Origin of the sequence: Streptomyces corchorusii (genome assembly GCF_001514055.1) — a bacterium.
Classification (GTDB): domain Bacteria; phylum Actinomycetota; class Actinomycetes; order Streptomycetales; family Streptomycetaceae; genus Streptomyces; species Streptomyces olivaceoviridis.
In genome coordinates, this window is record NZ_KQ948353.1 from 408882 (window position 1) to 433943 (window position 25062).

Annotated in this window: 21 protein-coding genes; 9 read left to right on the forward strand and 12 right to left on the reverse strand. The window is 73.3% G+C overall.

The annotated features are described in order from the left end of the window. The 3 genes from AQJ11_RS50845 to AQJ11_RS09045 form a co-directional block, all read left to right on the forward strand. Positions 1-814 (forward strand): cytochrome c oxidase subunit I (locus tag AQJ11_RS50845; protein WP_244218163.1); only part of this gene is annotated, 814 nt, incomplete at its 5' end. Next, complete coding sequence (locus AQJ11_RS09040; RefSeq protein ID WP_059262512.1) at positions 811-1149, forward strand: hypothetical protein; 339 nt, start codon at positions 811-813, stop codon at positions 1147-1149. The genes AQJ11_RS50845 and AQJ11_RS09040, both read left to right, overlap by 4 nt. 149 nt (positions 1150-1298) lie before the next feature. Further along, complete coding sequence (locus AQJ11_RS09045; RefSeq protein WP_014676700.1) at positions 1299-2528, forward strand: glycosyltransferase; 1230 nt, start codon at positions 1299-1301, stop codon at positions 2526-2528. 47 nt (positions 2529-2575) lie between these two features. On the opposite strand, the gene AQJ11_RS09050 is transcribed toward AQJ11_RS09045, so the two are convergent. Both AQJ11_RS09050 and AQJ11_RS09055 read right to left on the reverse strand, forming a co-directional pair. Further along, the gene (locus tag AQJ11_RS09050) at positions 2576-3598 is read right to left on the reverse strand and encodes an alcohol dehydrogenase (RefSeq protein WP_059262513.1); all 1023 of its coding nucleotides are present in this window, start codon (positions 3596-3598) and stop codon (positions 2576-2578) included. A gap of 123 nt (positions 3599-3721) precedes the next feature. Further along, complete coding sequence (locus AQJ11_RS09055; RefSeq protein ID WP_014676698.1) at positions 3722-4384, reverse strand: TetR/AcrR family transcriptional regulator; 663 nt, start codon at positions 4382-4384, stop codon at positions 3722-3724. Between the two features lie 140 nt (positions 4385-4524). Between AQJ11_RS09055 and AQJ11_RS09060 the strand changes: the two genes are divergently transcribed. After that, positions 4525-5778, forward strand: coding sequence for a YncE family protein (locus AQJ11_RS09060; protein ID WP_059262514.1), 1254 nt, complete (start codon positions 4525-4527; stop codon positions 5776-5778). Positions 5779-6049: 271 nt separating this feature from the next. On the opposite strand, the gene AQJ11_RS09065 is transcribed toward AQJ11_RS09060, so the two are convergent. Then, positions 6050-8068 (reverse strand): elongation factor G, encoded by a 2019-nt coding sequence (locus AQJ11_RS09065; protein WP_059262515.1) that lies wholly within the window; start codon positions 8066-8068, stop codon positions 6050-6052. Between the two features lie 182 nt (positions 8069-8250). Here AQJ11_RS09065 and AQJ11_RS09070 point away from each other — a divergent pair, with 182 nt between their 5' ends. Further along, positions 8251-9474, forward strand: coding sequence for an XdhC family protein (locus AQJ11_RS09070; protein WP_107120807.1), 1224 nt, complete (start codon positions 8251-8253; stop codon positions 9472-9474). Here AQJ11_RS09070 and AQJ11_RS50300 read toward each other — a convergent pair. From AQJ11_RS50300 to AQJ11_RS09095, 5 genes are all read right to left on the reverse strand, one after another. Continuing rightward, positions 9455-9796 (reverse strand): hypothetical protein, encoded by a 342-nt coding sequence (locus AQJ11_RS50300; RefSeq protein ID WP_059262516.1) that lies wholly within the window; start codon positions 9794-9796, stop codon positions 9455-9457. The genes AQJ11_RS09070 and AQJ11_RS50300 overlap by 20 nt on opposite strands. 65 nt (positions 9797-9861) lie before the next feature. Further along, positions 9862-10098, reverse strand: a complete 237-nt coding sequence (locus AQJ11_RS49150; protein ID WP_059262517.1) for a hypothetical protein — start codon at positions 10096-10098, stop codon at positions 9862-9864. 107 nt (positions 10099-10205) lie between these two features. Continuing rightward, entirely contained in the window at positions 10206-10955 is a 750-nt protein-coding gene (locus AQJ11_RS09085) for a glucose 1-dehydrogenase (RefSeq protein ID WP_059262518.1), read from the reverse strand. 116 nt (positions 10956-11071) lie between these two features. After that, the gene (locus AQJ11_RS09090; RefSeq protein ID WP_059262519.1) at positions 11072-12391 is read right to left on the reverse strand and encodes an epoxide hydrolase family protein; all 1320 of its coding nucleotides are present in this window, start codon (positions 12389-12391) and stop codon (positions 11072-11074) included. A 173-nt stretch (positions 12392-12564) separates the two neighbouring features. Continuing rightward, a complete protein-coding gene (locus AQJ11_RS09095) occupies positions 12565-13536 on the reverse strand; it encodes an alpha/beta hydrolase (protein WP_059262520.1) in 972 nt (323 codons plus the stop codon). 883 nt (positions 13537-14419) lie between these two features. Here AQJ11_RS09095 and AQJ11_RS09100 point away from each other — a divergent pair. Next, complete coding sequence (locus AQJ11_RS09100; protein ID WP_059262521.1) at positions 14420-17221, forward strand: helix-turn-helix transcriptional regulator; 2802 nt, start codon at positions 14420-14422, stop codon at positions 17219-17221. Here the strand turns inward: AQJ11_RS09100 and AQJ11_RS09105 are convergent. From AQJ11_RS09105 to AQJ11_RS09120, 4 genes are all read right to left on the reverse strand, one after another. Next, positions 17218-17814: a GNAT family N-acetyltransferase gene (locus AQJ11_RS09105; RefSeq protein ID WP_059262522.1), complete on the reverse strand. Its 597-nt coding sequence runs from the start codon at positions 17812-17814 to the stop codon at positions 17218-17220. The two genes, AQJ11_RS09100 and AQJ11_RS09105, sit on opposite strands and share 4 nt — an antisense overlap. 59 nt (positions 17815-17873) lie before the next feature. After that, positions 17874-18374 carry a metallophosphoesterase family protein gene (locus tag AQJ11_RS09110; protein WP_059262523.1) on the reverse strand — a complete coding sequence of 167 codons (501 nt, stop codon included), beginning with the start codon at positions 18372-18374 and terminating at the stop codon, positions 17874-17876. 9 nt (positions 18375-18383) lie between these two features. Further along, positions 18384-19394 (reverse strand): SDR family oxidoreductase, encoded by a 1011-nt coding sequence (locus tag AQJ11_RS09115; protein ID WP_203349174.1) that lies wholly within the window; start codon positions 19392-19394, stop codon positions 18384-18386. A 62-nt stretch (positions 19395-19456) separates the two neighbouring features. Further along, complete coding sequence (locus AQJ11_RS09120) at positions 19457-22492, reverse strand: FAD-binding and (Fe-S)-binding domain-containing protein (protein ID WP_059262524.1); 3036 nt, start codon at positions 22490-22492, stop codon at positions 19457-19459. 145 nt (positions 22493-22637) lie between these two features. Here AQJ11_RS09120 and AQJ11_RS09125 point away from each other — a divergent pair, with 145 nt between their 5' ends. The 3 genes from AQJ11_RS09125 to AQJ11_RS09135 are packed head-to-tail and all read left to right on the forward strand — an operon-like array spanning position 22638 to position 25058. Then, a complete protein-coding gene (locus tag AQJ11_RS09125; RefSeq protein WP_014676686.1) occupies positions 22638-23075 on the forward strand; it encodes a MarR family winged helix-turn-helix transcriptional regulator in 438 nt (145 codons plus the stop codon). Next, positions 23072-24466: an MFS transporter gene (locus AQJ11_RS09130; RefSeq protein WP_014676685.1), complete on the forward strand. Its 1395-nt coding sequence runs from the start codon at positions 23072-23074 to the stop codon at positions 24464-24466. The genes AQJ11_RS09125 and AQJ11_RS09130 overlap by 4 nt, the downstream gene beginning before the upstream one ends. A gap of 7 nt (positions 24467-24473) precedes the next feature. Continuing rightward, positions 24474-25058 carry an isochorismatase family protein gene (locus AQJ11_RS09135; protein ID WP_014676684.1) on the forward strand — a complete coding sequence of 195 codons (585 nt, stop codon included), beginning with the start codon at positions 24474-24476 and terminating at the stop codon, positions 25056-25058. Positions 25059-25062: the final 4 nt, after the last annotated feature.

Sequence of the window (25062 nt, forward strand, 5' to 3'; positions counted from 1 at the left end):
GTTCGGCTACATGGGCCTGATCGCCGCGACCATCGCCATCGCCGGCCTGTCCGTGACCGTGTGGGCCCACCACATGTACGTCACCGGCGGTGTGCTGCTGCCGTTCTTCTCCTTCATGACCTTCCTGATCGCCGTGCCGACCGGTGTGAAGTTCTTCAACTGGATCGGCACGATGTGGAAGGGCTCGCTGTCCTTCGAGACACCGATGCTCTGGGTGACGGGATTTCTCATCACCTTCGTCTTCGGCGGGCTGACCGGCGTCATGCTCGCCTCGCCGCCGATCGACTTCCACGTCTCCGACTCGTACTTCGTGGTGGCCCATTTCCACTACGTGGTCTTCGGCACCGTCGTCTTCGCGATGTTCTCCGGCTTCCACTTCTGGTGGCCGAAGTGGACCGGCAAGATGCTCGACGAACGCCTCGGCAAGATCACCTTCTGGACGCTGTTCATCGGCTTCCACGGCACCTTCCTGGTCCAGCACTGGCTGGGCGCCCAGGGCATGCAGCGGCGGATTCCGGACTACCTCGCGGCCGAGGGGCTCACCACGCTGAACACGGTGTCCTCGGTCTTCTCGTTCCTGCTCGGCTCCTCGCTGCTGCCGTTCTTCTACAACGTCTGGAAGACGGCCAGGTACGGCAAGCCGGTCGGCGTGGACGATCCCTGGGGCTACGGCCGCTCGCTGGAGTGGGCGACCTCCTGCCCGCCGCCCCGGCACAACTTCCTCACCCTGCCCCGGATCCGCAGCGAATCCCCGGCGTTCGACCTGCACCACCCGGACGTGTCGTCCCCGGAACCGGAGCTGACCGCGCGGTGACGGCCCACGACGAGCGGGACCTGGTCCGGCAGATCGAGGGCCATCTGCTGCTGGTCGCCGCACGGGAGGAGGGCCGTACCGCCGCCGTACGCCTCAGCTCCCGGCTGGGCTGGCTCACGGACAGTCAACGGGAGGACGTGGAGCAGCAGTTCGAGACCGCCTACCTCGCGCTGGCCCGGCTCTCGTGGCACCGCACGGCCGAGCGGGCGCAGGAGCTGCGGCGGGCGTACGAGTCGCGCTACCGGGCGCTCCGTCGCCGTCTGCTGGCCTGCTCTGTGCTGGCCTGCGCGGTGCTCGCGGCGGCGGCCCTGCTGGTGGTGTGCGCCGCGGTGTAGGGCCGGCTGCCAGGTGCGGGACCACCTCCGGTCGGCGCGGCCGTCCCAGGTCCACAGCACCGGTGGTGCCGTTGCCGGTGTCGGTCTTGTCGCGTCGAGCCCGTCGGCCGTCGGGACCGGCCATACTGGCCCCCGTGCGCGTTGCCATCATGACGGCGGGATCCCGGGGCGATGCCGCGCCCTACACCGGGCTCGGGCACCGGCTCGCGCTGGCCGGGCACGAGGTCACCCTGGTCACGCACGGCCGGTTCGCCCCGCTGGTGGCCGGCTCCGGGGTGCGGTTCCACGCGCTGCCGGTGGATCCCCGGGCGGAACTGGAGTCCCCGCGCGGCCGGGGTCTGCACCGCAGCGCCAGCGGTCCGGGGAAGCTGCTGCGGGTGGTGGACCTGGCGCGGCGCCTGGTCGGCCGGCTCACCGAGGACCTGCTCGGCGCGGCGCGGGACAGCGACGTCCTGCTGCTGTCCTCCTCCCTGGCCCCGCTCGGGCACACGATCGCGGAAGGACTGCGCGTGCCGAGTCTCGGTGTCTATCTGCAACCCCTCGCCGCCACACGGGAGTTCGCCCCGCCGGTGCTCGGCGGCGACTCCTGGGGCGGGCCCGTCAACCTGCTCGCCGGGCACGGGGTCGCCCTGGCCGTGGAGCATGTGTTCGCCGGCGCCGTGCCGGCCCTGCGGAAGCGGCTCGGCCTGCCCCCGCTGCGGACCGGTGCCGCGCGGCGGGCCCGGGAGCGGCGGCTCTGGCCGGTGCACCACGGTTTCAGCCCCCTGGTCGTGCCCCGGCCCGGCGACTGGCGGGCGGGCCTGGAGGTGGGCGGTTACTGGTGGCCGTACGACACCCAGGAGCAACTCCCGGACGCGGTGCTGGAGTTCATCGACGCCGGGCCGCCGCCGGTGTTCGTCGGGCTGGGCAGCGCCACCGTGCCGGACGCCGGGCGGCTCAGCGCCCAGGTGGTGGCGGCGCTGCGGCGGGCCGGGCTGCGCGGGGTGATCCAGCGCGGCTGGGGCGGGCTCGCGGCCGACGGGGACGACATGCTGACCGTCGGCGAGGTGCCGCACGCTCTGCTCTTCCCCCGCATGGCCGCCGTGGTCCATCACGCGGGCGCGGGCACCACCGCGGCGGGGCTGCGTGCCGGGGTTCCGGCGGTGCCGGTCCCGGTCCAGTTCGACGCGGGTTTCTGGTCCGCCCGGCTGGTCGCCCTGGGTGTCGCCCCGGCCGTCGTACCGCTGCGCCGCCTGACCGTGGACGCACTGTCCGCGGCGCTGCTGCGGGCCACCCGGGACCCGGCGTACCGGCGGCGCGCCGCCGCCCTGGGCGCGCGGGTCCGCGGCGAGGACGGCGCCGCGCCGGTGCTGGCCGCGCTGGCACGGCTGACCGGCTGATCACCTGACCGGCCGACCGGTTCACCGGCCGACGCGATGCCGTCCGGTCAGCCGGTGAGCACCATCCGGAAGCGGGCTTTGCCGGACAGCATCTTCTGGTACGCCGCGTCCGCGTCGTCCAGCGGCACGTTCTCGGTCGTGGGGCGGATGCCGTGCAGGGCGCTGAAGGCCATGGTGTCCTCCACGTCCTGCGAGGTGCCGGACGGGTGGCCGCGCACGACGCGGCCGGCCATGAGCAACTGGGTCGGGTTGATGCCGAGGGGCGCGGTGTCCGCGCCGATGACCACCAGTTCGCCGCGGTGGGCCAGGCCGTCCACGGTGGCCGTGATGGCCTCGGAGTTCCCCGCGGTGGCCAGGACGACCTTGGCACCGCCGAGGGACTGGAGCGCCTCGGCGACCGGGGTGCCGGAGGTGCTGTCGACGTAGTGGTGGGCCCCCAGTTGCTTGGCGAAGTCGGCCTTCGCGGCGCCCCGGGCGATCGCCACCGTCTCGAAGCCCATGGCCACCGCGTACTGCACGCCGAGGTGACCGAGGCCGCCGATCCCGAGCACCGCGACCAGGTCGCCCGGCCGGGCGGAGCTGCGCCGCAGTCCGTCGTACGTGGTCACGCCCGCGCAGGCCATCGGCCCGGCGTCGCTCGGGGAGAGCGCTTCGGGGATGCGGGCCAGGGCGTCGACGGGTGCGATCACCTTCTCGCCGAAGCCGCCGTCGTAGGCCCATCCGGGGACCTTCAGGTTCCGGCACACGATGAAGTCGCCCTCGCGGCAGGGCCGGCAGTGGCCGCAGCTGCCGCCGAACCAGCCGACGGCCACCCGGTCACCCTCCTGCCAGCCCCGCTCGCGCACGCCCTCGCCCAGTTCCTCCAGGCGTCCGGCGATCTCGTGTCCGGGCACCTCCGGGAACGACACGCCCGGTAGCCCGCCGCTCACGAAGAGAGCGTCGCTGTGGCAGACCCCGCACGCCTCCACGGCGATCCGCACATGGCCGGGTCCGGGCTGCCGGACCTCGCGTTCGACCAGCTCGAAGGTGCCGTTCGGAGCGGTGACCTGCGCGGCTCGATAGGTACTCATGGCTCTCTCCGGGAACGGGTACGGCGGCCCCCCACACCAGCAGAGCAGCTCGGGCCCGATCCCGCGCGCCGAACGGACCGTACCCGCGCCGGCCTCGGCCGCCCGGCTGCGCGCGCCCGTGCCTCAGGGGCTCCCTGGGCGCCAGCCCTCCGGCCGGAGCATGCCCAGCAGCAGCCGGACCAGTTCGTCCACCACCTCGTCCAGTGTGGCGTCCACCCAGCCGGCGCTCCAGTCGTGCAGCAGACCGTTGACGCTGCCGATGAAGGCCGTGGCCGCGAGGCGGTAGTCGCGCGGCGCCGCCTCCCCGCGGGCGACGGCCGCGTCCGCCTCGGCGCGGATGAGGTCGATCCAGCGGGCGCGGCGGGCGAGGCGCTGCTCCTCCAGCCGGGGGCTGACGCCGACGATCTCCACGAAGGCGATGCGGATGCGGCGCGGGTCGCGGGTGACGCCGTGGGCGTAGGCCCGGAAGAGCACGGTGGCGCGCTCGGCCAGCGGCAGCCCGTCCGCGTCGGCGAGGGCGTCCAGGACGGCCTGTTCGGCCCAGCCGTTGACCTGGAGGTGCAGTGCCGCGAGGACGTCCTCCAGGGTGCGGAACTCCTCGTAGAACTGGCGCGTGGACAGGCCGGCGGCCTGGCTCAGCGCGGCGACCGTGGTGCCCCGGTAGCCGGGGGTGTCGCCGAACAGCCCCAGTGCCGCGTCCAGGAAGCGGCGGCGGCGCTCGGCCTGCCGTTCCTCGGCGGACCGTCCGCCGTAGCGTCCCGTCGGCGCCCTGAGCCTGCCCTCCACGCGTCCCCCTCCGTCATCCGGCCACTCCCCCAATCTTGTCGTGCACACATCTTGTCGAGAAGGCCGGCCCTTCCTTACTTTTCAGTAAGTTCACTGTGAAAGCACCCGTGTTCAGATTCCCCCGAGGAAAGAGAGCCGTCATGGCTGCCTCCAGAACCAGGCACCTGTGCTCCGTGGCCGCCGCCCTCGTCCTGACCGTCGCCGCCCCGGCGACCGCCGCCTCCGCACACTCCGCCGCCCCCACCGGGCTGCGTGAGGTGCTGTTCGTCGGCAACAACTGGGACGGCACCGCCGATGTGATCCGATCCTCCGGCGACTTCGCGAAGATCGGCCGGATCAACGTCATCCCGGACAAGGACGCGCGGATGGCCGAGATCAACGCGGACCCGATCAAGTGGATCTACTTCCAGGCGATCCGCAACAGCGTCGGCGAGGGCCACGACCAGTTCGCCGACGACATGTACTCCACGCCCGACGGCAGGTCGGTGGTGGTGTCCCGGCCGAGTTTCGCGGACGTCGTCTCCCTGGACCTCGCCACCGGCAAGGTCAACTGGCGTTTCCCGGTGGCCGGTTACCGCGCCGACCACATGGCGGTCTCCCCGGACGGCACCCGGGTCGCGGTCTCCGCCTCGACCGCGAACACCGTGCACGTCCTCGACATCGGCACCGGCAAGCAGCTCGGGTCGTTCGCGACCGGTGACAAGCCGCACGAGAACATCTTCACCAAGGACGGCAAGTACATCTGGAACATGTCCATCGGTGACGTCAACACCGACCTGGACACCCCGGGCTGGGACTGGACCAAGGGCGACCGGCACATCACCGTGGTGGACGCGACGACGTACAAGCAGGTCAAGGTCATCGACATGCGGCAGCGGCTGGACGCGTTCGGGCTGAAGGACTTCTCCGACGCGGTCCGCCCGGCCGTGTTCTCCGCCGACGAGTCCAAGCTGTACTTCCAGGTGTCGTTCTTCAACGGCTTCCTGGAGTACGACGTCGCCACCGACAAGATCACCCGGATGAAGACGCTGCCGAAGAACCCGGCGACCAGCGAGGACCGCACCACCTGGGTCAACGACTCGCGTCACCACGGCATCTCGATGAACCCCGAGGGCACCAAGCTGTGCGTCGCGGGCACCATGGACGACTACGCGACCGTGGTCGACCGCGCCTCGCTCCAGGAGGGCCCGCTCGTCACGGCGTCCAAGCCGTACTGGGCGACGGTCAGCGGGGACGGCAAGGACTGCATCGTCTCCGAGAGCGGCGCCGACCAGGTGACGGCGATCGACTTCGCCACCGGCAGGAAGGTGACGTCGGTCCCCGTCGGCGACCACCCGCAGCGCGTCCGCCTGGGACACGTCCAGGCCGACTGGACGGGCCCGAGCGGCGGTTGACGCCCCACCGAGCCGTGGCCTCCGGGGTGCCCCCACTCACGCCGGAGGCCACACCCCTGCCGTGCCGCCGCCCACGCGGCCGGCTCGGCCTTCGCCGCGCTCGGCAGGGCCGAGGACGGTGCCGTGGTGCCGTTGGTGACCTCCAGGCCAACGCGGACCGCGTAGCCGCCGCCCAGGGCGCGCGGCGCGGTCGCGGACGTGCGGGCGTCGGCGACCGAGGCGGAGGACGGGCCGCCGTTCCCGGGTCAGCCGACTGCGAGTCGGCTGCGGCTCACTCGCCGACGCGGCGCGTCACGTTCAGCAGGTACTCCTTCCGGTTCAGCGGATTGTGGTCGGTGCGCGGACGCTCGGGGACCGTGCCGCGGGTGACGGGCGCGTAGTGGTCGAAGGCCGTCTCCAGCTCGCCCTCGCCCCGGGTCAGCCCCGGCAGCCGTTGCTCCAGCGCGTGCACCCGGGCGGCCGGCACGGTCCCCTCCAGGACGCAGGCGGTCCCGTGCGTGCCGGCGGTCTCGGGTACGGCGCCGAGCCGGGCCAGCACCGGCAGCAGCGCGCCGAGGGTGTCCGCCGGCGCCTCCAGGCGGAACCGGTGCATCGGCTCGTACACCTTGGTGCCGGCCCGGCGCAGCGCCTCGGCCAGGACCAGCGGGGTCAGGCCACGGAAGTCGTAGCCCGTGCTCGACATGCTCTTGTCGAAGCCCTGGTGCGCGTGGCTCTGCCGGGGCGAGTAGCCGGAGTGGGTCATGGCGACCGCGCAGTCGGTGACCTGCCAGCCGTGCAGCCCCTGGCCGAGCGTCTCGCGGACGGTGTCCTCGACCGCCTTGAAGAAGGCGTACGGCATCGAGCCCAGCTCCACCTCCAGCCGGAACGCCACGCCCGTGCCGGGCGGGGCGGGGTCGACGCGCAGGCCCACCGTGGCGAGGAAGGGGTTGGAGTCCTTCTTGTTGAACTCGACGGCGTGACCGGTGCCGACCGGCCGTTCGACGCACAGGGTCGTCGTCTCGCGGAAGGTGACGTCCAGGCCGTACTCGTCGGCGAGGGTGGCCTGGACGACCTCCTTCTGCACCTCGCCGTAGAGGGACACCGAGGTCTCCCCCCGCTGCTCGTCGTGGCGGACCCCGATGAGCGGGTCCTGTTCGGCGAGCTGGGTGAGCGCGAGGTGCAGGGAGCGGCGGTCGGTGCCGGGGCCGGGCACGACGACCGTCTCCAGCGTGGGCGGCGCGAAGTGGTGCTCGTACGACCGTCCCGGCGTGCCCAGCGCGTCACCGATCCGGATGCCGCCGAGGCCCCACACCTTCACGATCCGTCCCGCGCCGGCGCGGTCCGCGCGGACGTCCGTGCCGTGGTCGAAGACGGCGAGGGCGGTGACGCGGGCTTCGCGGTCGGTGCCGGTGTCCCGGTGGGCGTTCCCACCGGTGCCGGTGTCCTTTCCGCCGTCGCCGAACGGGACGCGGTCGCGGACGCGCAGGGTGCCGGAGAAGAGGCGGGCATAGGCCACCTTCTCCCCCGCCGGGCCCCGCTCCACCTTGAAGACGGTGCCCGACAGCGGGCCGTCCGGATCGCCGGCGGCGGTGGGCAGCAGGCGCCGGATGCCGCCGGTCAGCTCGGACACGCCCGCGCCGGTGATCGCAGAGCCGAAGTACACCGGGTGGACGCAGGCGTCCCGGGTCCGTGCCGCGAGGACGCGGCGCAGCCGGGCCTTGGGGACCTCGCCGTCGAGACAGGCGGCGAGCAGGTCGTCGTCCTGGTACGCCAGCACCTCCAGCGCGGCCGGGCCGAGGCCGGGCCGGAAGCGGGCGGCAGGCGTGCCGAGACCGGCGGCGGTCCCCATGGGGACGAGCGGTACGGCGAGCCGTTCGGCCATCTGGCGGAGCACGGCCGTGTCCCGGGCGCCGCTCCGGTCGATCTTGTTGACGAAGACCAGGGTCGGGATGCGCAGCCGGCGCAGGGTGCGCATCAGCACACGGGTCTGCGCCTGGACGCCTTCGACGGCGGAGACGACCAGGACGGCTCCGTCCAGCACGCCGAGCACCCGCTCCACCTCGGCGATGAAGTCCGGATGACCTGGGGTGTCGATGAGGTTGACGGTGACGCCGTCGAGCGGGAAGGAGACGACGGCGGACTTGATGGTGATGCCGCGCTGCCGCTCCAGCGCAAGGGTGTCGGTGGTGGTACTGCCGGCGTCGACGCTGCCGATCTCGTCGATCACCCCGGCGGTGTGCAGGAGCCGTTCGGTCAGGCTCGTCTTACCCGCGTCGACGTGGGCGAGGATTCCCAGATTGAGCAATGGCACGAAGCGTCATGTCCTTGAGAGAGTGGGCGATTCCTTCCGGGCCGGACATGAACGGTGCGCGCATGATCGCTCCTGGTTCTCTCGGGAACTCGACCGGTGCAGTGCAGCAGAACGGCCACCGCGCCGCCAACGGATTAACGTTCAACCAGATGCCGTGCCAGGTGCGGGCCGAGGAGCGGACGATGCGTGAGATTCTCGCGGTGCTGGACCGGTGGTACGCCGCCCGGGTGCCGTTCGGGCTGGCCACGGTCGTCGCGGTCAGCCGCAGCGCGCCGCGCGGGCCCGGCGCCGCCATGGCGGTCGGCCCGGACGGCGAGGTGGTCGGCAGTGTGTCCGGCGGCTGTGTGGAGGGCGCGGTGTTCGAGCTGGCCCAGGAGGCCGTCGAGAACGGCGCGGCACGGCTGGAGACGTTCGGCTACAGCGACGAGGACGCCTTCGCGGTCGGGCTCACCTGCGGGGGTGAGATCACCGTGCTGGTACGGCCGGTGACCCCGGCCCGGGATCCGGCGTTCGGCGCGGTCGCCGCGTCCGTCGCGGGCGGTGAGCCGGTCACCGTGGCCACCGTGGTCGACGGGCCGGCGCCGTGCGGGGCCACCCTCGCGGTGTGGCCGCGGACCGCCGCCGGAAGCCTGGGGACCCGGGGGCTCGACGCGGCCGTCGCCGCCGACGCGCGCGGCGAACTCGCCCTCGGCGTGACCGGCCTGCGGCACTACGGCCCGCACGGGGAGCGCCGGGAGGACACGGTCACGGTGTTCCTCCAGTCCTTCGCGCCGCCGCCGCGCATGCTGGTGTTCGGGGCCATCGACTACGCCGCCGCCGTGGCCCGGATCGGGGACTTCCTCGGTTACCGGGTCACCGTGTGCGACGCCCGGCCGGTGTTCGCCACGCCCCGCCGGTTCCCGGAAGGGGCGGAGGTCGTCGTGGACTGGCCGCACCGGTACCTGCGCGGCACGCACACCGACGGGCGGACGGTGATCTGCGTCCTGACCCACGACCCGAAGTTCGACGTGCCGGTGCTGCGGGAGGCGCTGCGGCGGCCGGCAGCCTACATCGGGGCGATGGGCAGCCGGCGCACCCACGACGACCGGCTCCGCCGCCTGATCGAGTCCGGCCTCACCGACCGGGAACTGTCCCGCCTGCGCTCCCCGCTCGGCCTCGACCTCGGCGCCCGCACGCCGGAGGAGGTGGCGGTGTCGGTGGCGGCGGAGATCGTGGCCCTGAGGTGGGGCGGCACCGGGTCACCGCTGAGCGGGACGAGGGGGGGCGATCCATCCCCGGTCAGTGGGGTGACCGTTCCGGTCGGGGGCACGCCCTCGGCAGGCCGCTCGCCGTGCGGCCGGGCCGCCGTCTGCCGCCCGACGACCGACCGCGGCGCCGCGAGGTGGCCTACCGCCCGACCCACCTGACGAGACGGGCGCAGGCCCGCAGCGCCCCCACGACGATCCGGGGCTGTTCGGAGGCACCGGCGTCGCGGTGGACGCGGACGCGTTCGCCGACGGCCTCGGTGTCGCCGCGGGCCACGATCGCGTCGACCAGCCGGTCACTGCCCCCGTCGGCGAGGCCGGATTCGGTGACACGCCCTACCAGGCCGTCGTACCGGACCACCGGACCGACCGGGCCCGCGCCACCGCGCGCCGCTTCCTCGCCCCGTTCATCGGCATGGGCCACCACGTCGGCCGCCTGCTGCGCCAGGGAGCCGGTGAGTCTGGGGCCCAGGGCCGCCGGCACGCGTTCGCCGGCCGGTACCGGGTCGGGGGCCTGGTCGAGGCGGTCCAGGCAGGCGTCGACCGGGGTCAGCGGCCGGTAGACGCCGCCCGCCCGCTGTGCGGCGGCGCCACTGACGCGAGGCCCGGCAGCAGCCGACGGCCGTACGCCTTCCGCGGGCGGGCGTGACCGGCCGCCATCCCGTCGGCCGGATGCCGCCGGATGCGGAACACGCCGGTGGCCACGGTGGCGGTCCGGGCGGCCGTGAGCAGCCGCTCGGCGTTGCCGGGGATGTCGCCGCCGAGCCCAGGGGATCCGCTGACCACTCTCCCCTTCCGGGACCGGTCCGGCCCCGGAAGGAGCCGGAGGCGGGTCGCCGGTCGCGTCCGGCGGGGGCGGCCGGGCCGCGTCAGCGGGTCGCGGCCGGGCCGGGTCAGACCTGGTTGGCGCCGCCGTCGACGTACAGCTCGGTGCCGGTGACGAAGCTGCTCTCGGCGGTGGCCAGGAACAGCACGGCGGACGCCACCTCCTCCGGCCGGCCCATCCGGCCCAGCGGCACGGTGGCCGCCAGCTGCCGCCGCAGCTCGGCGGCCTGCTCCTCGCCGGACGCCAGTTCGTCCAGCCCAGGCGTGGCGATCGGGCCGGGCACCACGGTGTTCACCCGGATACCGCGGCGACTCAGCTCGTTGGCCCAGGTGCGCGCCAGGGCGCGGACGGCCGCCTTGGAGGCGCCGTAGACCCCGAACGCCTCGTTGCCCGCACCAGCCGCGGTGGAACCGGTCAGGATCACCGAGGCGCCGTCGTTCAGCAGCGGCAGCGCCTTCTGCACGGTGAACAGCACGCCCCGCACGTTGATGGCGAACGTCGCGTCGAAGTGTTCCTCGGTGACGTGCTCCAGGGGGGCGAACTCGCCCCCGCCGGCATTGGCGAACAGCACATCGACGCGGTGTCCCTGTTCCGCCACCGTGGCGTAGAGCCGGTCGAGGTCCGCCGGATCGGCGCTGTCGGCCCGCACCGGGGTCACCGCCCCGCCGATCGACGCGGCGGCCTCCTCCAGCACCTCCTTGCGTCGCCCGGTGACATAGACGTGCGCACCCTCCTGGGCGAACCGGCGGGCCGCGGCCAACCCGATCCCGCTGGTCGCCCCCGTCACCACAACGGTCTTGCCGTCGAGCTGTCCCATGATTGCCCTCTCTTGACGAGGCGGCCTGTGCGGAGCCACGCCTTGTTCCAACGTTCGATCCTCAGCTGGATGATGTTTCAACCATTGAGGGGTGGGGGCTGTGCGACCGCCACGTGTCACTTCACGATGCGGGCGAAGTTCCTGACCTCCTGCGTGAAGAGCAGGGGTTGTTCGAAGGCCGCGAAGTGGCCGCCGTAGGGGATCCGGTCGTTGAAGTAGACCAGGTCGCTGTAGGCGCGCTCGGCCCAGATCTTCGGGCCGCGGACCAGTTCGTGGGGGAACACGCTCAGGCCGACCGGCAGGTCGAGCCTGGTCAGTTCGGACGCGCCGTAGTTCTGCCAGTACAGGCGGGCGGAGGAGGCGGCGGTGTCGGTGAGCCAGTACAGGGTGATGTTGTCCAGCATGTCGTCCCGTGACAGGACGCCCTGCGGCCGGCCGGTGTTGTCGGTCCAGTCGAGGAACTTCTCGTAGATCCAGGCGGCCTGTCCCGAGGGGGAGTCGGCGAGGGCGTAGCCGAGGGTCTGGGGGCGCGTGGACTGTTCCTGGAAGTACCCGGAGTACTGGGTGGAGAACGTCTGGATCTGGGCCAGCGCGGTCTTCTCCGCTGCCGTGGGGTCGTCCGACACGGGCGGGCTGAAGGTGTACTCGGGGAAGTTCAGCTCCACCCCGATCAGCCCCTTGGGGCGCAGCTTGCCCAGCTGGGTCGTGATGCCGCCGCCCCAGTCGCCGCCCTGGGCGATGTAGTGGCGGTAGCCCAGGCGCTCCATGAGTTCGGCCCAGGCCGCGGCGATGCGTGCGGTGGTCCAGCCGGTGCCGGCGGGCCGGTCGGAGAAGCCGAAGCCGGGAACGGAGGGGATGACGACGTGGAAGGCGTCCTGCGCGGTGCCGCCGTGGGCCGTCGGGTCGGTCAGCGGGCCGATCGCCTTGAGGAACTCCACGAACGAGCCCGGCCAGCCGTGGGTGAGGATCAGCGGCGTGGCGTCGGCGTGCCGGGAGCGGACGTGCAGGAAGTGGATGCCCAGGCCGTCGATCAGCGTGCGGTACTGGCCCAGCGCGTTGATCCGCCGCTCCAGACGGCGCCAGTCGTACCGGGTGCGCCAGTACTCCAGCAGACCGGTCAGCCGGTCGAGCTGGACGCCCTGGGAGTTGTCGGCGACGGTCTCCCGTTCCGGCAGCCGGACATGGGCCAGCCGCTGCCGCAGGTCCTTCAGCAGCGCTTCGGGAACGTGCAGGTGGAGGGGCGTGATCTCACCGGTGGCCGGGGGCAGGGACAGCGGGCCGACGGTACCGGTGTCGGCCGACGCGAGGTCCGCGCCCGAGAAGGCGGGCACGGCGGAGGCCAGGCCCGCGATGCCGGCGGTCCTGAGCAGGTTCCGCCGGGACGGCCGGGCGGGCGCCGTGTCGGTCGCCGGGGCCGGAAGAGGGGATGAACGCATGAAGGGGCTCCAGGGTGGGCGGGGCGCGCCGCCCGCGGGCAGGCGGGCGGCGCGGATGATCTGCGTGCGTGTGCGAGCGCGTGCCGACGACTTGCCTCGGCCGGTTCGCCGGGTGCCGCGTTTCCTGTGCCGGGTAGCCACGGCACGCGGCGGTGTGACGATCCGGGCGTGCGTCAGGCCGTGGTGCCCAGCGCTTCCTTGAGGCTGGCGACCGCGAGCAGGACCGCGTGCTTGGCCGCTTCGGTGTCGTGCAGCGAGTTGACCATCACGAAGTCGTGGACGATGCCGCCGAACCGGACGTTCGTGGCCGGCACGCCCGCCTGGCGCAGCTTCGCCGCGAACGCCTCGCCCTCGTCGCGCAGCACGTCCGCCTCCGCGGTGATGATCAGCGCCGGCGGAAGACCCGCGAGGTCCTCCAGGCTCGCCCGCAGCGGAGAGACGGTGATACGGCCGCGCTCCTCCTCACTGGTGGTGTACTGGTCCCAGAACCACTTCATCCCGTCCCGGGCCAGGAAGTAGCCCTCGGCGAACTCCTCGTAGGAGGCGGTGTCGAAGGCGGCGTCGGTGACCGGGTAGAACTCCACCTGCCTGACGAACCGCACACCACCGCGCTGCTTGGCCAGCAACGTCAGCGCGATCGCCATGTTGCCGCCCACGGAGTCGCCCGCCACCGCCATCCGCGCGGCGTCCAGACCCCGGCCCGAGCCCTCGGCCGTCACCCACTGCGCCACCGCCCAGCTCTGCTCCAGCGCGACGGGGTACCCCGCTTCCGGCGCGTGGTCGTACTCGGGGAAGACGACCGCGGCACCGACGCCGACGGCCAGGTCGCGCACCAGCCGGTCATGGGTGTGGGCGTTGCCGAAGACCCAGCCGGCACCGTGCACGTAGAGGATGACCGGCAACGTCGTCCCGGCCGAACCCGCGGGGCGCACGACGCGCACCTTGACGGTGCCCGTCGGACCGCCCGCCACCTCCAGCCACTCCTCGTCGACCTCCGGCTTGAAGATCTCCGCGTCCTGCACCTGGTCCACCGCCTTGCGGCCCTCCTCCGGCGGGAGCTGGTACAGGAACGGCGGCTCGGACGTGGCATCGACGAAGGCCTGCGCGGCAGGCTCCAGAGCGATGCGGCGTGGATTGCCGGCCATGGTCGTTCTCCTAGTCGTCTGGGTGATCGTGGGCGCTGTGACGAGTGCGCCGGACTCACGAAGCCGTCACCGTCGGCGATCGCGGTCGCCTCGGGACGAGCCCGTCACTGTGCGAAGGCGGCTTCCAGGCCGTTCTGGACGCCGGGCCGTCCGAGGAGGACCGTGCCGGACGGACGTCTGCGTGCGCGGTGACGTCGTCGTCGAACCGCGCCTGCGCGGGACGCACCAGGGCAGGCGGCCCACCCGCGCCGGTCCTGCACCTCCGCCGCCCGGCAGGCGTCCCTGCCGCTCGTACCTACCGACCGGCGCGGGCCGGACGGGCGGTCCTTCCTAAACCCGCCTCTCCTCGCACGAGCGCCGCGGAACCGCCGTGCCGTCGGGCACGGCCGAACGCCTCCGTCGGAGTGCGGGAAGTGGTGATCATCTGTGGCTTCTCCGGGTACTGCGATGTGCCGGCCCCCGCGCTGGTGGCGGCGGGAGGTGCGCCGCGTTCCCGGGGCGCGGCACCAGTACGTGGGACGCGAGGTGTCGGACGAGGCGGTACGGCCGCCCCGGCAGTGTGGTGGCCGGGGCAGTGATCACCCTAGGCATCCGGCGCCGCCCTGATATGAGTCATCCGACCAGGAACCGGCCCGGGAGTCGGCTTCTAAGTCGACTTAGCCGGCGGGCGGGCCCCGGCGCGGGGTGGGGGCGGAAGGGAGCAGCACCAGCGGAACGGGCGCGTCGGATTTGTTACCCTCGACCCTGATCCACCAGCACGTATGCATATTGCTGGACGTCATCAAACGGGGGAAGCGGATGGCGCTCGCCGCGAGGTTCCGGGCTCTGCCCGGGAGGTTCCGGGCTCTGAAGGACGCGCCCCGGTCGACGGGGAGGGCACTCGGTGAGCTTCGATGACCTGCCGCTGATGGGTGCCGTCGGGCCCTTGGTGGGACGGGACCGGGACCTGGAACTCGTCTCGGGCTTCCTGGCGCACACGGGTTTCAGCGGGGCCCTGCTGCTGCGCGGGGACCCGGGCGTGGGCAAGACCGTGGTCCTGGACGCCCTCGCGCGGTCCGCGGCGGACACCGGCACCTGCGTCCTGCGCATCGCCGGCGTCCAGTTCGAGGCGGACGTCAGCTACGCGGCACTCAACCAGGCGTTCCTTCCGCTGCGGGACGTCCTCGACACCCTCGACGGCACCCACCGGGAAGCCCTCCGGGTCGCCCTCGGATTCGGCGCCGGTCAGCCTCCGGAACGCCTGGTCGTCCTCAACGCCGCACTGGCCCTGTTGCAGGCCGCGGCCACCAGGAGCCCGGTGCTGATCATCGTCGACGATCTGCCCTGGGTCGACCGGGCCAGCGCCGCGGTGTTCGGCTTCGTCGCCCGGCGGCTCTCCGGTACCCGCATCAGGTTCCTGGCCGCGATGCGCCCCGGCGCCGACAGCTTCTTCGAGAGCGGCGGCTTGCCGACGTACGAGCTGCCGCCGCTGGACACGGAATCGGCGACCCGTCTGATCGACGCGCGCTTCCCCCACCTGGCCCGCCAGGTCCGCCGGCGCGTGCTGCACACCGCGCAGGGCAATCCCCTGGCCCTGCTCGAACTCCCCCGTGCCCTGCGGGCGAGCCAGCGCGCGGCGCTCGAAACCCTGCCGGCCGTCCTGCCGCTCGGCCAACGCCTCCAGTCCCTGTTCATGTCCCGTGTCCGCGGCCTGCCCACCGCCACGCGGAAGCTGCTGCTGCTGGCCGCCCTGGAAGGCAGCGGTGAGATCGGTGTCCTGTGCGGTGCGGCGCGGGAGTGGGACGGCAGCACCGGCCTGGAAGACCTCGCGCCCGCCGAGCACGACCAGCTCGTGCGCGTGGACGAGGACAGCCGCCGGCTGGTGTTCCGCCATCCGCTGATCCGGTCGGCCGTGGTCGAGGCCGCCACCAGCAGCAGCCGGCGCGCGGCCCACCGCGCCCTGGCGCAGGTGCTGAGCGGCCGGCCCGAATCCCGGGCCTGGCACCTGGGAGAGGCGACGATCGAACCCGACGAGCAGGTGGCCGCCCGGCTGGAAGAGGCGGCACACCGCATCCTCGGCCGCGGAGACGCCGTGGCCGCGATCGCGGCGCTCACCCGGGCCGCGGACCTCAGCCCGCTGGGCGCGGACCGCGCCCGCCGGCTCGCGGAAGCCGCGTACATCGGTGCCGAGGCGACCGGAGCGCTGCGCAGCGCCTCGGAACTGCTGGAGAACGCGCGACGGGCCGACCCGGACCACGGCAGGTCGCTGCACTCCGCCGCCGCCACGGTCCAGCTCCTGTTGAACGGCGACGGTGACGTGACCACGGCTCACCGTCTCCTCGTCGGTGCCATCGAAGAGGGCACGCACGGCTACGACGCCGGCAACGCCGCCCTCATCGACGCGCTGCACCTCCTCTCGCTGCTGTGCATCTACGGGGCCAGGGCGGAACTGTGGGCCCCCTTCCACGCCGCGCTCGCCCGGCTGCGTCCCGCACCACCGGCGCTGCTGTCCGTCCTCGGGCAGCTCTACTCGGACCCCGCTCGCACCGGGCCGGCGACGCTGCGGCGGTTCGACCGCATCATCGACGGCATCACGGACGAAACCGATCCCGCCCGGATCGTGCGCGTCGGAACCGCGGCGGTCTACACGGACCGCCTGTCCGCCCTGCGCGCACCGTCCTGGCGTGTCGTCCGGCAGGGCCGCAACGGCGGTCCGGTACGCCGGCACCTGGGCGTCCTGCTCCACCTCGGCCTCGACGGCTACCACACGGGCAGCTGGGACGAGGCCATCGAGCTGGCCGACGAGGGGCTGGCGCTGTGCACGGACTCCGGGTACAGCTTCTTCTCCTGGTACTTCCACTTCAGCAAGGGGCTGGTGTCGGCGTCCCGCGGCGACATCGACACCGCCCTCATGCTCGCCGACCGGATGACGGACTGGGCGTCCCCGCGCGGCTTGCGGTCGATCGTCCAGTACGCCCATCACGTCCGCGTCCTCACGCACGGCGCGACCGGGGATTTCGAAGCGGTCTTCCGTCACGCCGACGCGATCAGTCCGGCGGGCAGCCTGGAGCCGTACGCGCAGCCCTCGGTGTGGGTGTTCTTCGACCTCGTGGAGTCGGCCCTGCGCACCGGTCGTCAGGCGGAGGCGAGGGCACACGTGCGCGCCGTGCGCGCGTCCACCGTCGAGGCGCTGTCTCCCCGGCTGGCGCTGCTGGCGGGCGGCGCAGCGGGCCTCGTGGCGGAGGATGACGAGGTGGCGGAACGATTCTTCAACGAGGCGCTGTCCGCTCCGGGTGCAGACGAGTGGCCCTTCGACCGGGCACGCGTGCAGCTCGCCCGGGGAGAGCGGCTGCGCCGTGCCGGGGCCGTGTCGGAGGCCGAGGGCCCGCTCAGGTCCGCGCACGGCACCTTCCGGCGGCTGGGTGCCCGCCCCTGGACCGCGCGGGCGGTGCGGGAGTTGCGCGCCGTCGGTTCGAAGGTGGCGGACACGAACGACCTGCGGGGGACGGAACTCACCCCGCGGGAACGCGAGATCGCGGAGCTGGCCGCGTCCGGGCTGACGAACAAGCAGATCGCCGAGAGGTTCTTCATCTCGCCCCGCACCGTCGGCGCCCACCTGTACCAGATCTATCCCAAGCTGGGGGTCGCCTCCCGGGCGGCCCTCAGGGACGCACTCACCGCGGACCCTGCTCGACACGCGCCCTAGTCGGGGTCTCCGGCCACGCGCGCGTGCAGGTGCTGGTCGTGCCAGCCGTCGGCGTGCAGCAGGGCGCTGCGCTGGGTGCCCTCGTAGCGGAATCCGGCCTTCTCGGCGACCCGGCAGGACGCCGGATTGGCGACGGAGTGGCACAGGACCAGGCGGTGCAGACCGAGGTCGTCCAGGGCCCACCGGCTCAGCCGGCGCGCCGCCCGGACGGCGAGACCCGTTCCGCGCGCCGGGGGCAGCACCCAGTAGAGGACTTCGGCGGTGCCGGCGGCGAGGTCGACGGCGTTGAGCCCGGCGAGGCCCACGGCCGCGCCGCCGTGGGGGGCGATGGCCCAGATGGCACCGGTCTCGGCCCGCCGGCGCGCGTGCAGGCGCTCGATCCGCGCCCTGGCCTCCGCGCGGTCGGCGACGGAGAAGAGGTTCCACCTGCTGATGTCCGGGTCCTGCCCTGCGGCGAGCAGGGCGTCCGCGTCGGCGTCGGTCAGCTGCCAGGGCCGCAGTTCCAGGCCATCGGCCAGCGGCAGTACGGGCTGGCCGGGTTCGGCGAGGCGGCCCGGGGGGACGACGGCGGGTATGCCGGAGCTGGAGATCACCGGCGCATCCTGCCACAGCTGGAGAGCGTCGGCTGGGGCTGACCGGCGCTCCGCACCGGCTACCGTCGCGGCAGCCGGTGCAGGGTGACGTCGGTGAGGGCTCCGTCGGCGACCGTGGCCGTGAGGTACGTGCAGTGGGGCTGGCGGCGGCGGTCCGTCGGGGAGCCGGGGTTGAGCAGGCGCAGGCCGCCGGGGGCGGTGGTGTCCCAGGGGATGTGGCTGTGCCCGAAGACCAGGACGTCCAGGTCGGGGAAGCGGGCGGCGCAGCGGGCCTCGCGGCCCTGGGCGGGGCCGGTCTCGTGGACGACCCCGAAGCGCAGGCCGCCCAGGTCGGCGCGGGCCACTTCGGGGAGCCGGGCGCGCAGCTCGGGGCCGTCGTTGTTGCCGTACACACCGACCAGCCGGCGGCTGCGGCTCTCCAGCAGGTCGAGGGTGGCGGTGTCGACCCAGTCCCCGGCGTGGAACACGACGTCCGCGCGCGGGAGTTCGTCGAGCAGCTGCTCCGGGAGCGCCTTGGCGCGCTTGGGCAGGTGCGTGTCGGACATGAGCAGCAGGCGCACCTCGCCAGCCTATGCGGAGGAGGAGGTCAGGCGGCGGATGCCGCGTACGGTGCCGAGCAGCGCGGCGCCCGCGCCGAGGGCGGTGGCGGCGGGGTGCCGGAGCAGGGTCTCCTGCCAGGAGCGGGCGTGGGCGGTGTCGTCGAAGGAACCGTGGGCGCCCTGGTCGTCGGCGGGCTCGCGGTCGACCGGTTCGAAGAGGTTGTCCAGGCCGGCGGGCGGGACGCGGTCGGTCTGCTGGGCGTCGTAGCCGGTGCGGGCCAGGTAGCGGTCGAGCAGCGCCGGGGCGAACCGGTTGGCCCAGATGGTGGCGACGGTGGACGCGCCGACGTAGTACTGCTTGCGGCCCGGGTGGTCGGCGGCGTACAGCACGCCCCGCGCGGCCACCTCGGGCTGGTAGATCGGCGGGACCGGCATGGGGTGCTTGGCGAGGCGGGAGCGGACCCATTCGAACTGGGGGGTGTTGACGGCGGGCATCTGGGCGACGGTGACGCGGACGTTGCTGCCGCGGTGCAGCAGTTCCGTGCGCAGGGAGGAGGTGAAGCCGTTGATGGCGTGCTTGGCTCCGCAGTACGCCGACTGGAGCGGGATCGACCGTTCCCCGAGCGCGGAGCCGACCTGCACGATCGTGCCCTGGTCGCGGGGGAGCATGCGCTTCAGGGCGGAGCGGGTGCCGTTGACGAAGCCGAGGTAGGTCACCTCGGTGATCCGCCGGTACTCCTCGGGGGTGATCTCCTCGAACGGCGCGAAGACGCTGGCGAAGGCGCAGTTGATCCAGGTGTCGATGGGACCGAACTCCTTCTCCGCGGCCTCGGCGACGGCCTCCGTCTGGGCCGGGTCGGCCACGTCGGCGGGGCGTACCAGGGGCCGTCCGCCGAGCGCCGCGACCTCGTCGGCCGCGGCCTCCAGGCCGCCCTCGCCGCGTGCGACCAGGACGACGTCGGCGCCGCGCCGGGCGTACAGGCGGGCGGTGGCGCGGCCGATGCCGGCGCTGGCGCCGGTGATGACGACGGTGGGGGGCATGTTCCTCTCCTCCTGCGTACGCGGTGTGTCCACGGCCTCGACGGCCGGCGGGTCGCTCATGGTCACCTCCTCAGTTGCCGCAGTCCGGCCACGGCGCCCAGGGAGAGGGCGGCCAGGGAGGCGGTGGTCGCCCAGCGGGCCGTGCGGGACGGTTCGGCGGGACGGTCGGCGAGCCGCTCCGGGTGGTCGCTGGGCAGGTTGCCGTCGAGGGCGAGCGCGAGGACCTCGGCGAGGTGCAGGGCGCGGCGCCCGGTGCCGCCCTGTTCGATCTGGGTGCGGCAGCTGAAGCCGTCGGCGAGGACGAGGCTGTCCGGGGCGGCCCCGCGCACGGCGGGCAGGACGCCCAGTTCCGCGACGGCCATGGACACCTCGTGGTGGCCGCGTTCGAAGCCGAAGTTGCCGGCCAGGCCGCAGCAGCCCTCGTCGAGCACCTCGGCGTCGAGGTGGGCGCGGCGCATCAGTTCGCGGTCGGCGTCGAACTTCATGACGGCGTGCTGGTGGCAGTGGGTCTGCACGGTGGCCTGCCGGGCGAGCTGCGGGGGCCGCCAGCCGTCGGGGGCGTGGTGGACGAGCTGTTCGGCGAAGGTGCGGGTCTGGGCGGCGAGCCGTTCCACGTCCTGGTCGCCGGGCATCAGCTCGGGGGCGTCGGCGCGGAAGACGGCGGTGCAGGAGGGTTCCAGGCCGATCACCGGGGTGCCGGCGTCCAGATAGGGGCGCAGCATGTCGAGGGTGTGGCGCAGCACCCGCTTGGCGGTGGGCAGTTGGCCGGTGGAGATCCAGGTGAGGCCGCAGCACACGGGTTTGGACGGGACGGCGATCCGGAAGCCGGCGTCCTCCAGGACCCGTACGGCCGAGATCGCGAGGGAGGGGTGGAAGTAGGTGCTGAAGGTGTCGGGCCACAGTACGACGGTGCGCGGGTCGGCCGGGTCGGGCTCCTCCCGGTCGCGGGCCCGCCACCACTGGAGGAAGGATTGCGCGGCGAACACCGGTGCCGGGCGGGCCTCGTCGATCCCGGCGAGCCGCTTGCCCAGGGACGCGAGGCCGGGCGCGTGCAGCGCGGAGTTGACCAGGGACGGAGCGGTCCGGGAGAGCCGGGCCCACAGGGGCAGCCAGCCCATGGAGTAGTGGGCCATGGGGCGCGGCCGTCCCGCGTAGTGGTGGGACATGAACTCGGCCTTGAGGGTGGCCATGTCGACGCCGGTGGGGCAGTCGGACTTGCAGCCCTTGCAGGCCAGGCAGAGGTCGAGGGCGTCGCGTACGGCGGTGGAGCGCCAGCCGTCCTTGACGGCGGAGTCGGCGTGCCCGTCGAGCATCTCGAACAGCAGCCGGGCCCGGCCGCGGGTGGAGTGCTCCTCCTCCATGGTGGCCCGGTAGGAGGGGCACATGACGCCGCCGGAGTGGCCGCGGCAGTTGCCGATGCCGACGCAGCGCATCACGGCGCGGTTGAAGGAGTGGTCGTCCTCGGGGTAGCCGAAGTGGGTCTTCGGGGTGGCGGGCCGCCAGGTGGGGCCGAGCCGCAGCTGTCCGTCGACGGGGTTGGGGTGGACGACCTTGCCGGGGTTCATCCGGTTGCCGGGGTCGAAGAGGGCCTTCAGTTCGCCGAACGCGGTGACGAGCCGTTCCCCGAACATCCGGGTGAGCAGTTCGCCCCGGGACTGGCCGTCGCCGTGCTCGCCGGAGAGCGAGCCGCCGTAGGAGGCGACGAGGTCGGCGGCCCGCTCCACGAACCGCCGGAAGCCGGCCACGCCCTCGGCGGTCTTCAGCCCGAAGGGGATGCGGGTGTGCACGCAGCCCTGCCCGAAGTGCCCGTACAGGGACGGGTGGTCGTAGTCGAACTCGGCGAACAGGTCCTTCAGGTCGCGCAGGTAGTCGCCGAGCCGTTCGGGGGGTACGGCGGAGTCCTCCCAGCCCTCCCAGGTCTCCCGGTCGTCCGGCGGGCGTGCGGTCACACCGAGGCCGGCCTCGCGGGCCTTGAGCATCTTCTGCTCGCGTGCGATGTCGTCGGAGAAGGCGACGTTCGCGTCCTTCTCGCCGCGGCCGATGGCCCGCAGCAGCGCGTGCGCCTGTGCGTCGACGTCCTCCTGGCTGTCGCCGCTGTACAGCACCATCAGCCAGCTGTCGCCCTCGGGCAGGTTGCCGAGGGAGTCCAGGTAGGCGCCTTCCTCGCGCATCAGCTGGGCCATGCGCCCGTCCAGGGCCTCCAGTTGGCTGGGCGAGCAGTGCTCCAGCAGGTGGGGGACGTCGTCGGCGGCGGCGCAGATGTCGTCGTAGCCGAGGACGAGCAGCGACTGGTACGGCGGCACGGGCACGAGGTCGAGTTCGGCGCGCAGGACGGTCACCAGGGTGCCCTCGCTGCCGACGAGCGCCTTGGCGACGTCGAAGCCGTTCTCGGGCAGCAGGGAGTCCAGGTTGTAGCCGGAGACACGGCGGGGGATCTTGGGGTAGCCGCGGCGGATGTCGGCCAGGTACTCGGTGGCGATGCGGTCGAGGCCGGTGTAGATCTCGGCGAGCCGGCCGCCGCCGGCGATGATCCGGGCGCGCTCGTCGGGCGGGGTGGGGCCGACCCAGGCGCGCTGTCCGTCGTAGGTGAGGATCTCCAGGCGCCGGACGTTGTCGACGGTCTTGCCGTAGGCCTGGGCGGAGGCGCCGCAGGAGTTGTTGCCGATCATGCCGCCGAGCGCGCAGTGGGTGTGGGTGGACGGTTTGGGGCCGAACTGGAGCTTGTGGCGGGCGAGGTGCCGGTTGAGTTCGTCCAGGACGATGCCGGGCTCCACCACGCAGGTGCGCCGCTCCGGGTCGACGGAGAGCACCCCGGTGCAGTACTTGCTCCAGTCGATCACCACGGCGGTGTTGGTGGACTGTCCGGCCAGGCTGGTGCCGCCGCCGCGGGAGAGGACGGGGGCGTCGAAACGCGCGCAGACCGAGACCGCCCGGGCGCCCGCCTCGACGGTGCGGGGGACGACGACGCCCAGCGGGACCTGCCGGTAGTTCGAACCGTCCGTGGCGTAGGCGCCGCGGCTGCCCGCGTCGAAGCGGACCTCGCCGTCCACCTCGGCGCTCAGGGCCGCCTCCAGGCCGGACCTGTCCGGAGGGGTCATCTGCGCTCCTCGATTCGCTCCGTGCGGGCATCGGCCTGGGGGCCTGCCGCGCTCTCCGAGGTCCGGCGGGTACCCCGGCAAATAGACAGTCAAAACTGAACAGTTCCAACTGGACAGTCCGTGCTGTCGGCCCTAGCCTGGCGGCATGGCTGACATCTCCGACTCCGCCGCCCGTGCCGCGCGCGATCTGCGCGTCGTGTTCAGCAGGCTGCGGCGCCGCATCCGCGAGGTGGCGCAGGACGCCGACCTCAGCCCCTCACAGGAGTCGGCGCTCACCCTGGTCGGCAAGCACGGCGCGGCCACCGCGAGCGCCCTCGCCGCCGCGGAGGGGGTGCGCCCGCAGTCCATGGCCACCACGCTGGCCGCCCTGGAGCAGCACGGCCTGATCCGCCGTGCCCCCGACCCCGACGACGGGCGCCGCCAGCTCGTCACCCTGACCGACGGCGGCCGGGCCCGTGTCGAGGGGAACAGGCAGGTGCGTGAGGAGTGGCTGGCCCGCGCCTTCCAGGACCGCTACACCGAGGAGGAGCGGCAGACCGTCCTCGCGGCCCTGGAGCTGATGGAACGGCTGTCCCGGTCGTGATACCGAGGCTCACCGCGCGGGCCCGGACCGCCGGCCCCTCCCCCGCCGGATTCGACCGCCGGCTCATCCCGCCGATGGTGCTCGGCTCGGTCCTGAACCCGGTCAACTCCTCGATGATCGCCGTGGCGCTCGTGCCGATCGGCGTGGCGTTCGGCGCCCCGCCCGCCGAGACGGTGTGGCTGGTCTCGGCGCTCTACGTGGCCACCGCCGTCGGCCAGCCCGTCATCGGCCGCCTGGTGGACATGTACGGCCCGCGCAGGCTCTACCTCGCCGGTACGGCCCTGGTCGGCGTCGCCGGTCTGCTCGGCGCGCTCGCCCCCTCGCTCGGCGCGCTGATCGCGGCCCGGGTGCTGCTGGGCCTCGGCACGTCGGCGGCGTACCCGGCGGCGATGCGGCTGACCCGCGCCGAGGCCGAACGCACCGGGCAGGACAGCCCGGCGGGCGTGCTGACCGCCCTCGCCGTCGCCAACCAGACGGTGGCCGTCGTCGGGCCCGCGCTCGGCGGGCTGCTGATCCAACTGGGCGGCTGGCGGGCCGTCTTCACCGTGAACGTGCCGCTGTCGGCGGCCTGTCTGGTGCTCGGCGCGCTGCGGCTGCCCCGGTCCGCGACCCGGCGGCGCGGCCTGGACGTGCCCGGGATGGCGCTGTTCGCCGTCCTGCTGGTCGCGCTGATGCTGTTCCTGATGGAGCCGCGGGCCGGCCGCTGGTACCTGCCGGTGCTGTCCGCCGTGGCCGCCGCGGGCTTCGCGCTGCGGGAGCTGAGGGTGCCGGACCCGTTCATCGACCTGCGCGTCCTCGGCGGCAACGGCCCGCTGCTCGCCACGTACCTGCGCCAGTTGCTCGGCTACACCACGGCCTACGCCTTCATGTACGGCTACACGCAGTGGCTGGAGCAGGGCCGCGGGCTCGGCGCCTCCACGGCCGGGCTCGCGCTGCTGCCGCTGTCGGCGGCGGCGCTCACCGCCTCCGCGCTGACGGGGCGCCGCGAGGCGGTGCGCGCCAAGCTCGTCTGCGGTTCCGTCCTCCAGCTCGCGGGCTGCGCGGTGCTGCTCCTGATCGGCGACCGCAGCCCGTTCTGGCTGCTGCTCGGGGTCGGTGTGCTGCTCGGCGTCCCGCAGGGGCTGATCGGCCTGGCCACGCAGACCGCGCTGTACCGGCAGGCCGAGCCGGAGCGGATCGCCTCCGCCGCCGGGCTGCTGCGGACCTTCATGTACCTCGGCGCGCTGGGCGCGTCCGCCGCCACCGCGGCGTTCTACCCGCACCGCGCCGACACGACCGGGCTGCACGGCCTGGCCCTGTTCATGCTCGCCGGCTCCGCACTGCTGCTGGCGACGACCCTGCCCGACCGATCCCTCGGCCGGCTGACCCCCCGAGACACCCGAAAGGCCTGACCGACCCATGTCGCTCACCACGCTCGACCCCCGCACCGCCCTCGTCGCGATCGACCTCCAGAACGGCATCGTGGCCATGCCGACCCAGCCCGGCACGGGCGCCGAGGTCGTCTCCCGCACGGCCGCGCTCGCCGACGCCTTCCGCTCCCACGGGCTGCCCGTGGTCCTGGTCCGGGTCTCCTTCGCGCCGGACGGGGCGGACGCCGTCCCCGGCCGCACCGAGCGCCAGCCGCGCGGTCTCGCCTTCCCGGAGGGCTGGGACGTCGTCGTCGACGACCTGTCCGGACACCCCGGCGACATCCGCGTCACCAAGCACAACTGGAGCGCCTTCCACGGCACCGACCTGGACGTCCAGCTGCGCCGCCGCGGCATCACGCAGATCGTGCTGACCGGCATCGCCACCAGCATCGGCGTCGAGTCCACCGCCCGTGACGCCTACGCGCACGGCTACCACGTCACCCTCGCCACGGACGCCATGGCCGACGCCGACGGCGAGGCGCACGCGAACAGCGTCGAGCGCATCTTCCCGCGGCTCGGCGAGACCGGCACGACGGCCGAGGTCCTGGAACTGCTGGCCAAGACCCACGCCTGACCGT

Coding starts and splice junctions, on each gene's coding strand:
- AQJ11_RS09045 (WP_014676700.1), top strand. CDS start 1,299: ATGACGGCGGGATCCCGGGGCGATGCCGCGCCCTACACCGGGCTCGGG.
- AQJ11_RS09050 (WP_059262513.1), bottom strand. CDS start 3,598: ATGAGTACCTATCGAGCCGCGCAGGTCACCGCTCCGAACGGCACCTTC.
- AQJ11_RS09060 (WP_059262514.1), top strand. CDS start 4,525: ATGGCTGCCTCCAGAACCAGGCACCTGTGCTCCGTGGCCGCCGCCCTC.
- AQJ11_RS09070 (WP_107120807.1), top strand. CDS start 8,251: ATGCGTGAGATTCTCGCGGTGCTGGACCGGTGGTACGCCGCCCGGGTG.
- AQJ11_RS09085 (WP_059262518.1), bottom strand. CDS start 10,955: ATGGGACAGCTCGACGGCAAGACCGTTGTGGTGACGGGGGCGACCAGC.
- AQJ11_RS09090 (WP_059262519.1), bottom strand. CDS start 12,391: ATGCGTTCATCCCCTCTTCCGGCCCCGGCGACCGACACGGCGCCCGCC.
- AQJ11_RS09095 (WP_059262520.1), bottom strand. CDS start 13,536: ATGGCCGGCAATCCACGCCGCATCGCTCTGGAGCCTGCCGCGCAGGCC.
- AQJ11_RS09115 (WP_203349174.1), bottom strand. CDS start 19,394: ATGCCCCCCACCGTCGTCATCACCGGCGCCAGCGCCGGCATCGGCCGC.
- AQJ11_RS09120 (WP_059262524.1), bottom strand. CDS start 22,492: ATGACCCCTCCGGACAGGTCCGGCCTGGAGGCGGCCCTGAGCGCCGAG.
- AQJ11_RS09125 (WP_014676686.1), top strand. CDS start 22,638: ATGGCTGACATCTCCGACTCCGCCGCCCGTGCCGCGCGCGATCTGCGC.
- AQJ11_RS09135 (WP_014676684.1), top strand. CDS start 24,474: ATGTCGCTCACCACGCTCGACCCCCGCACCGCCCTCGTCGCGATCGAC.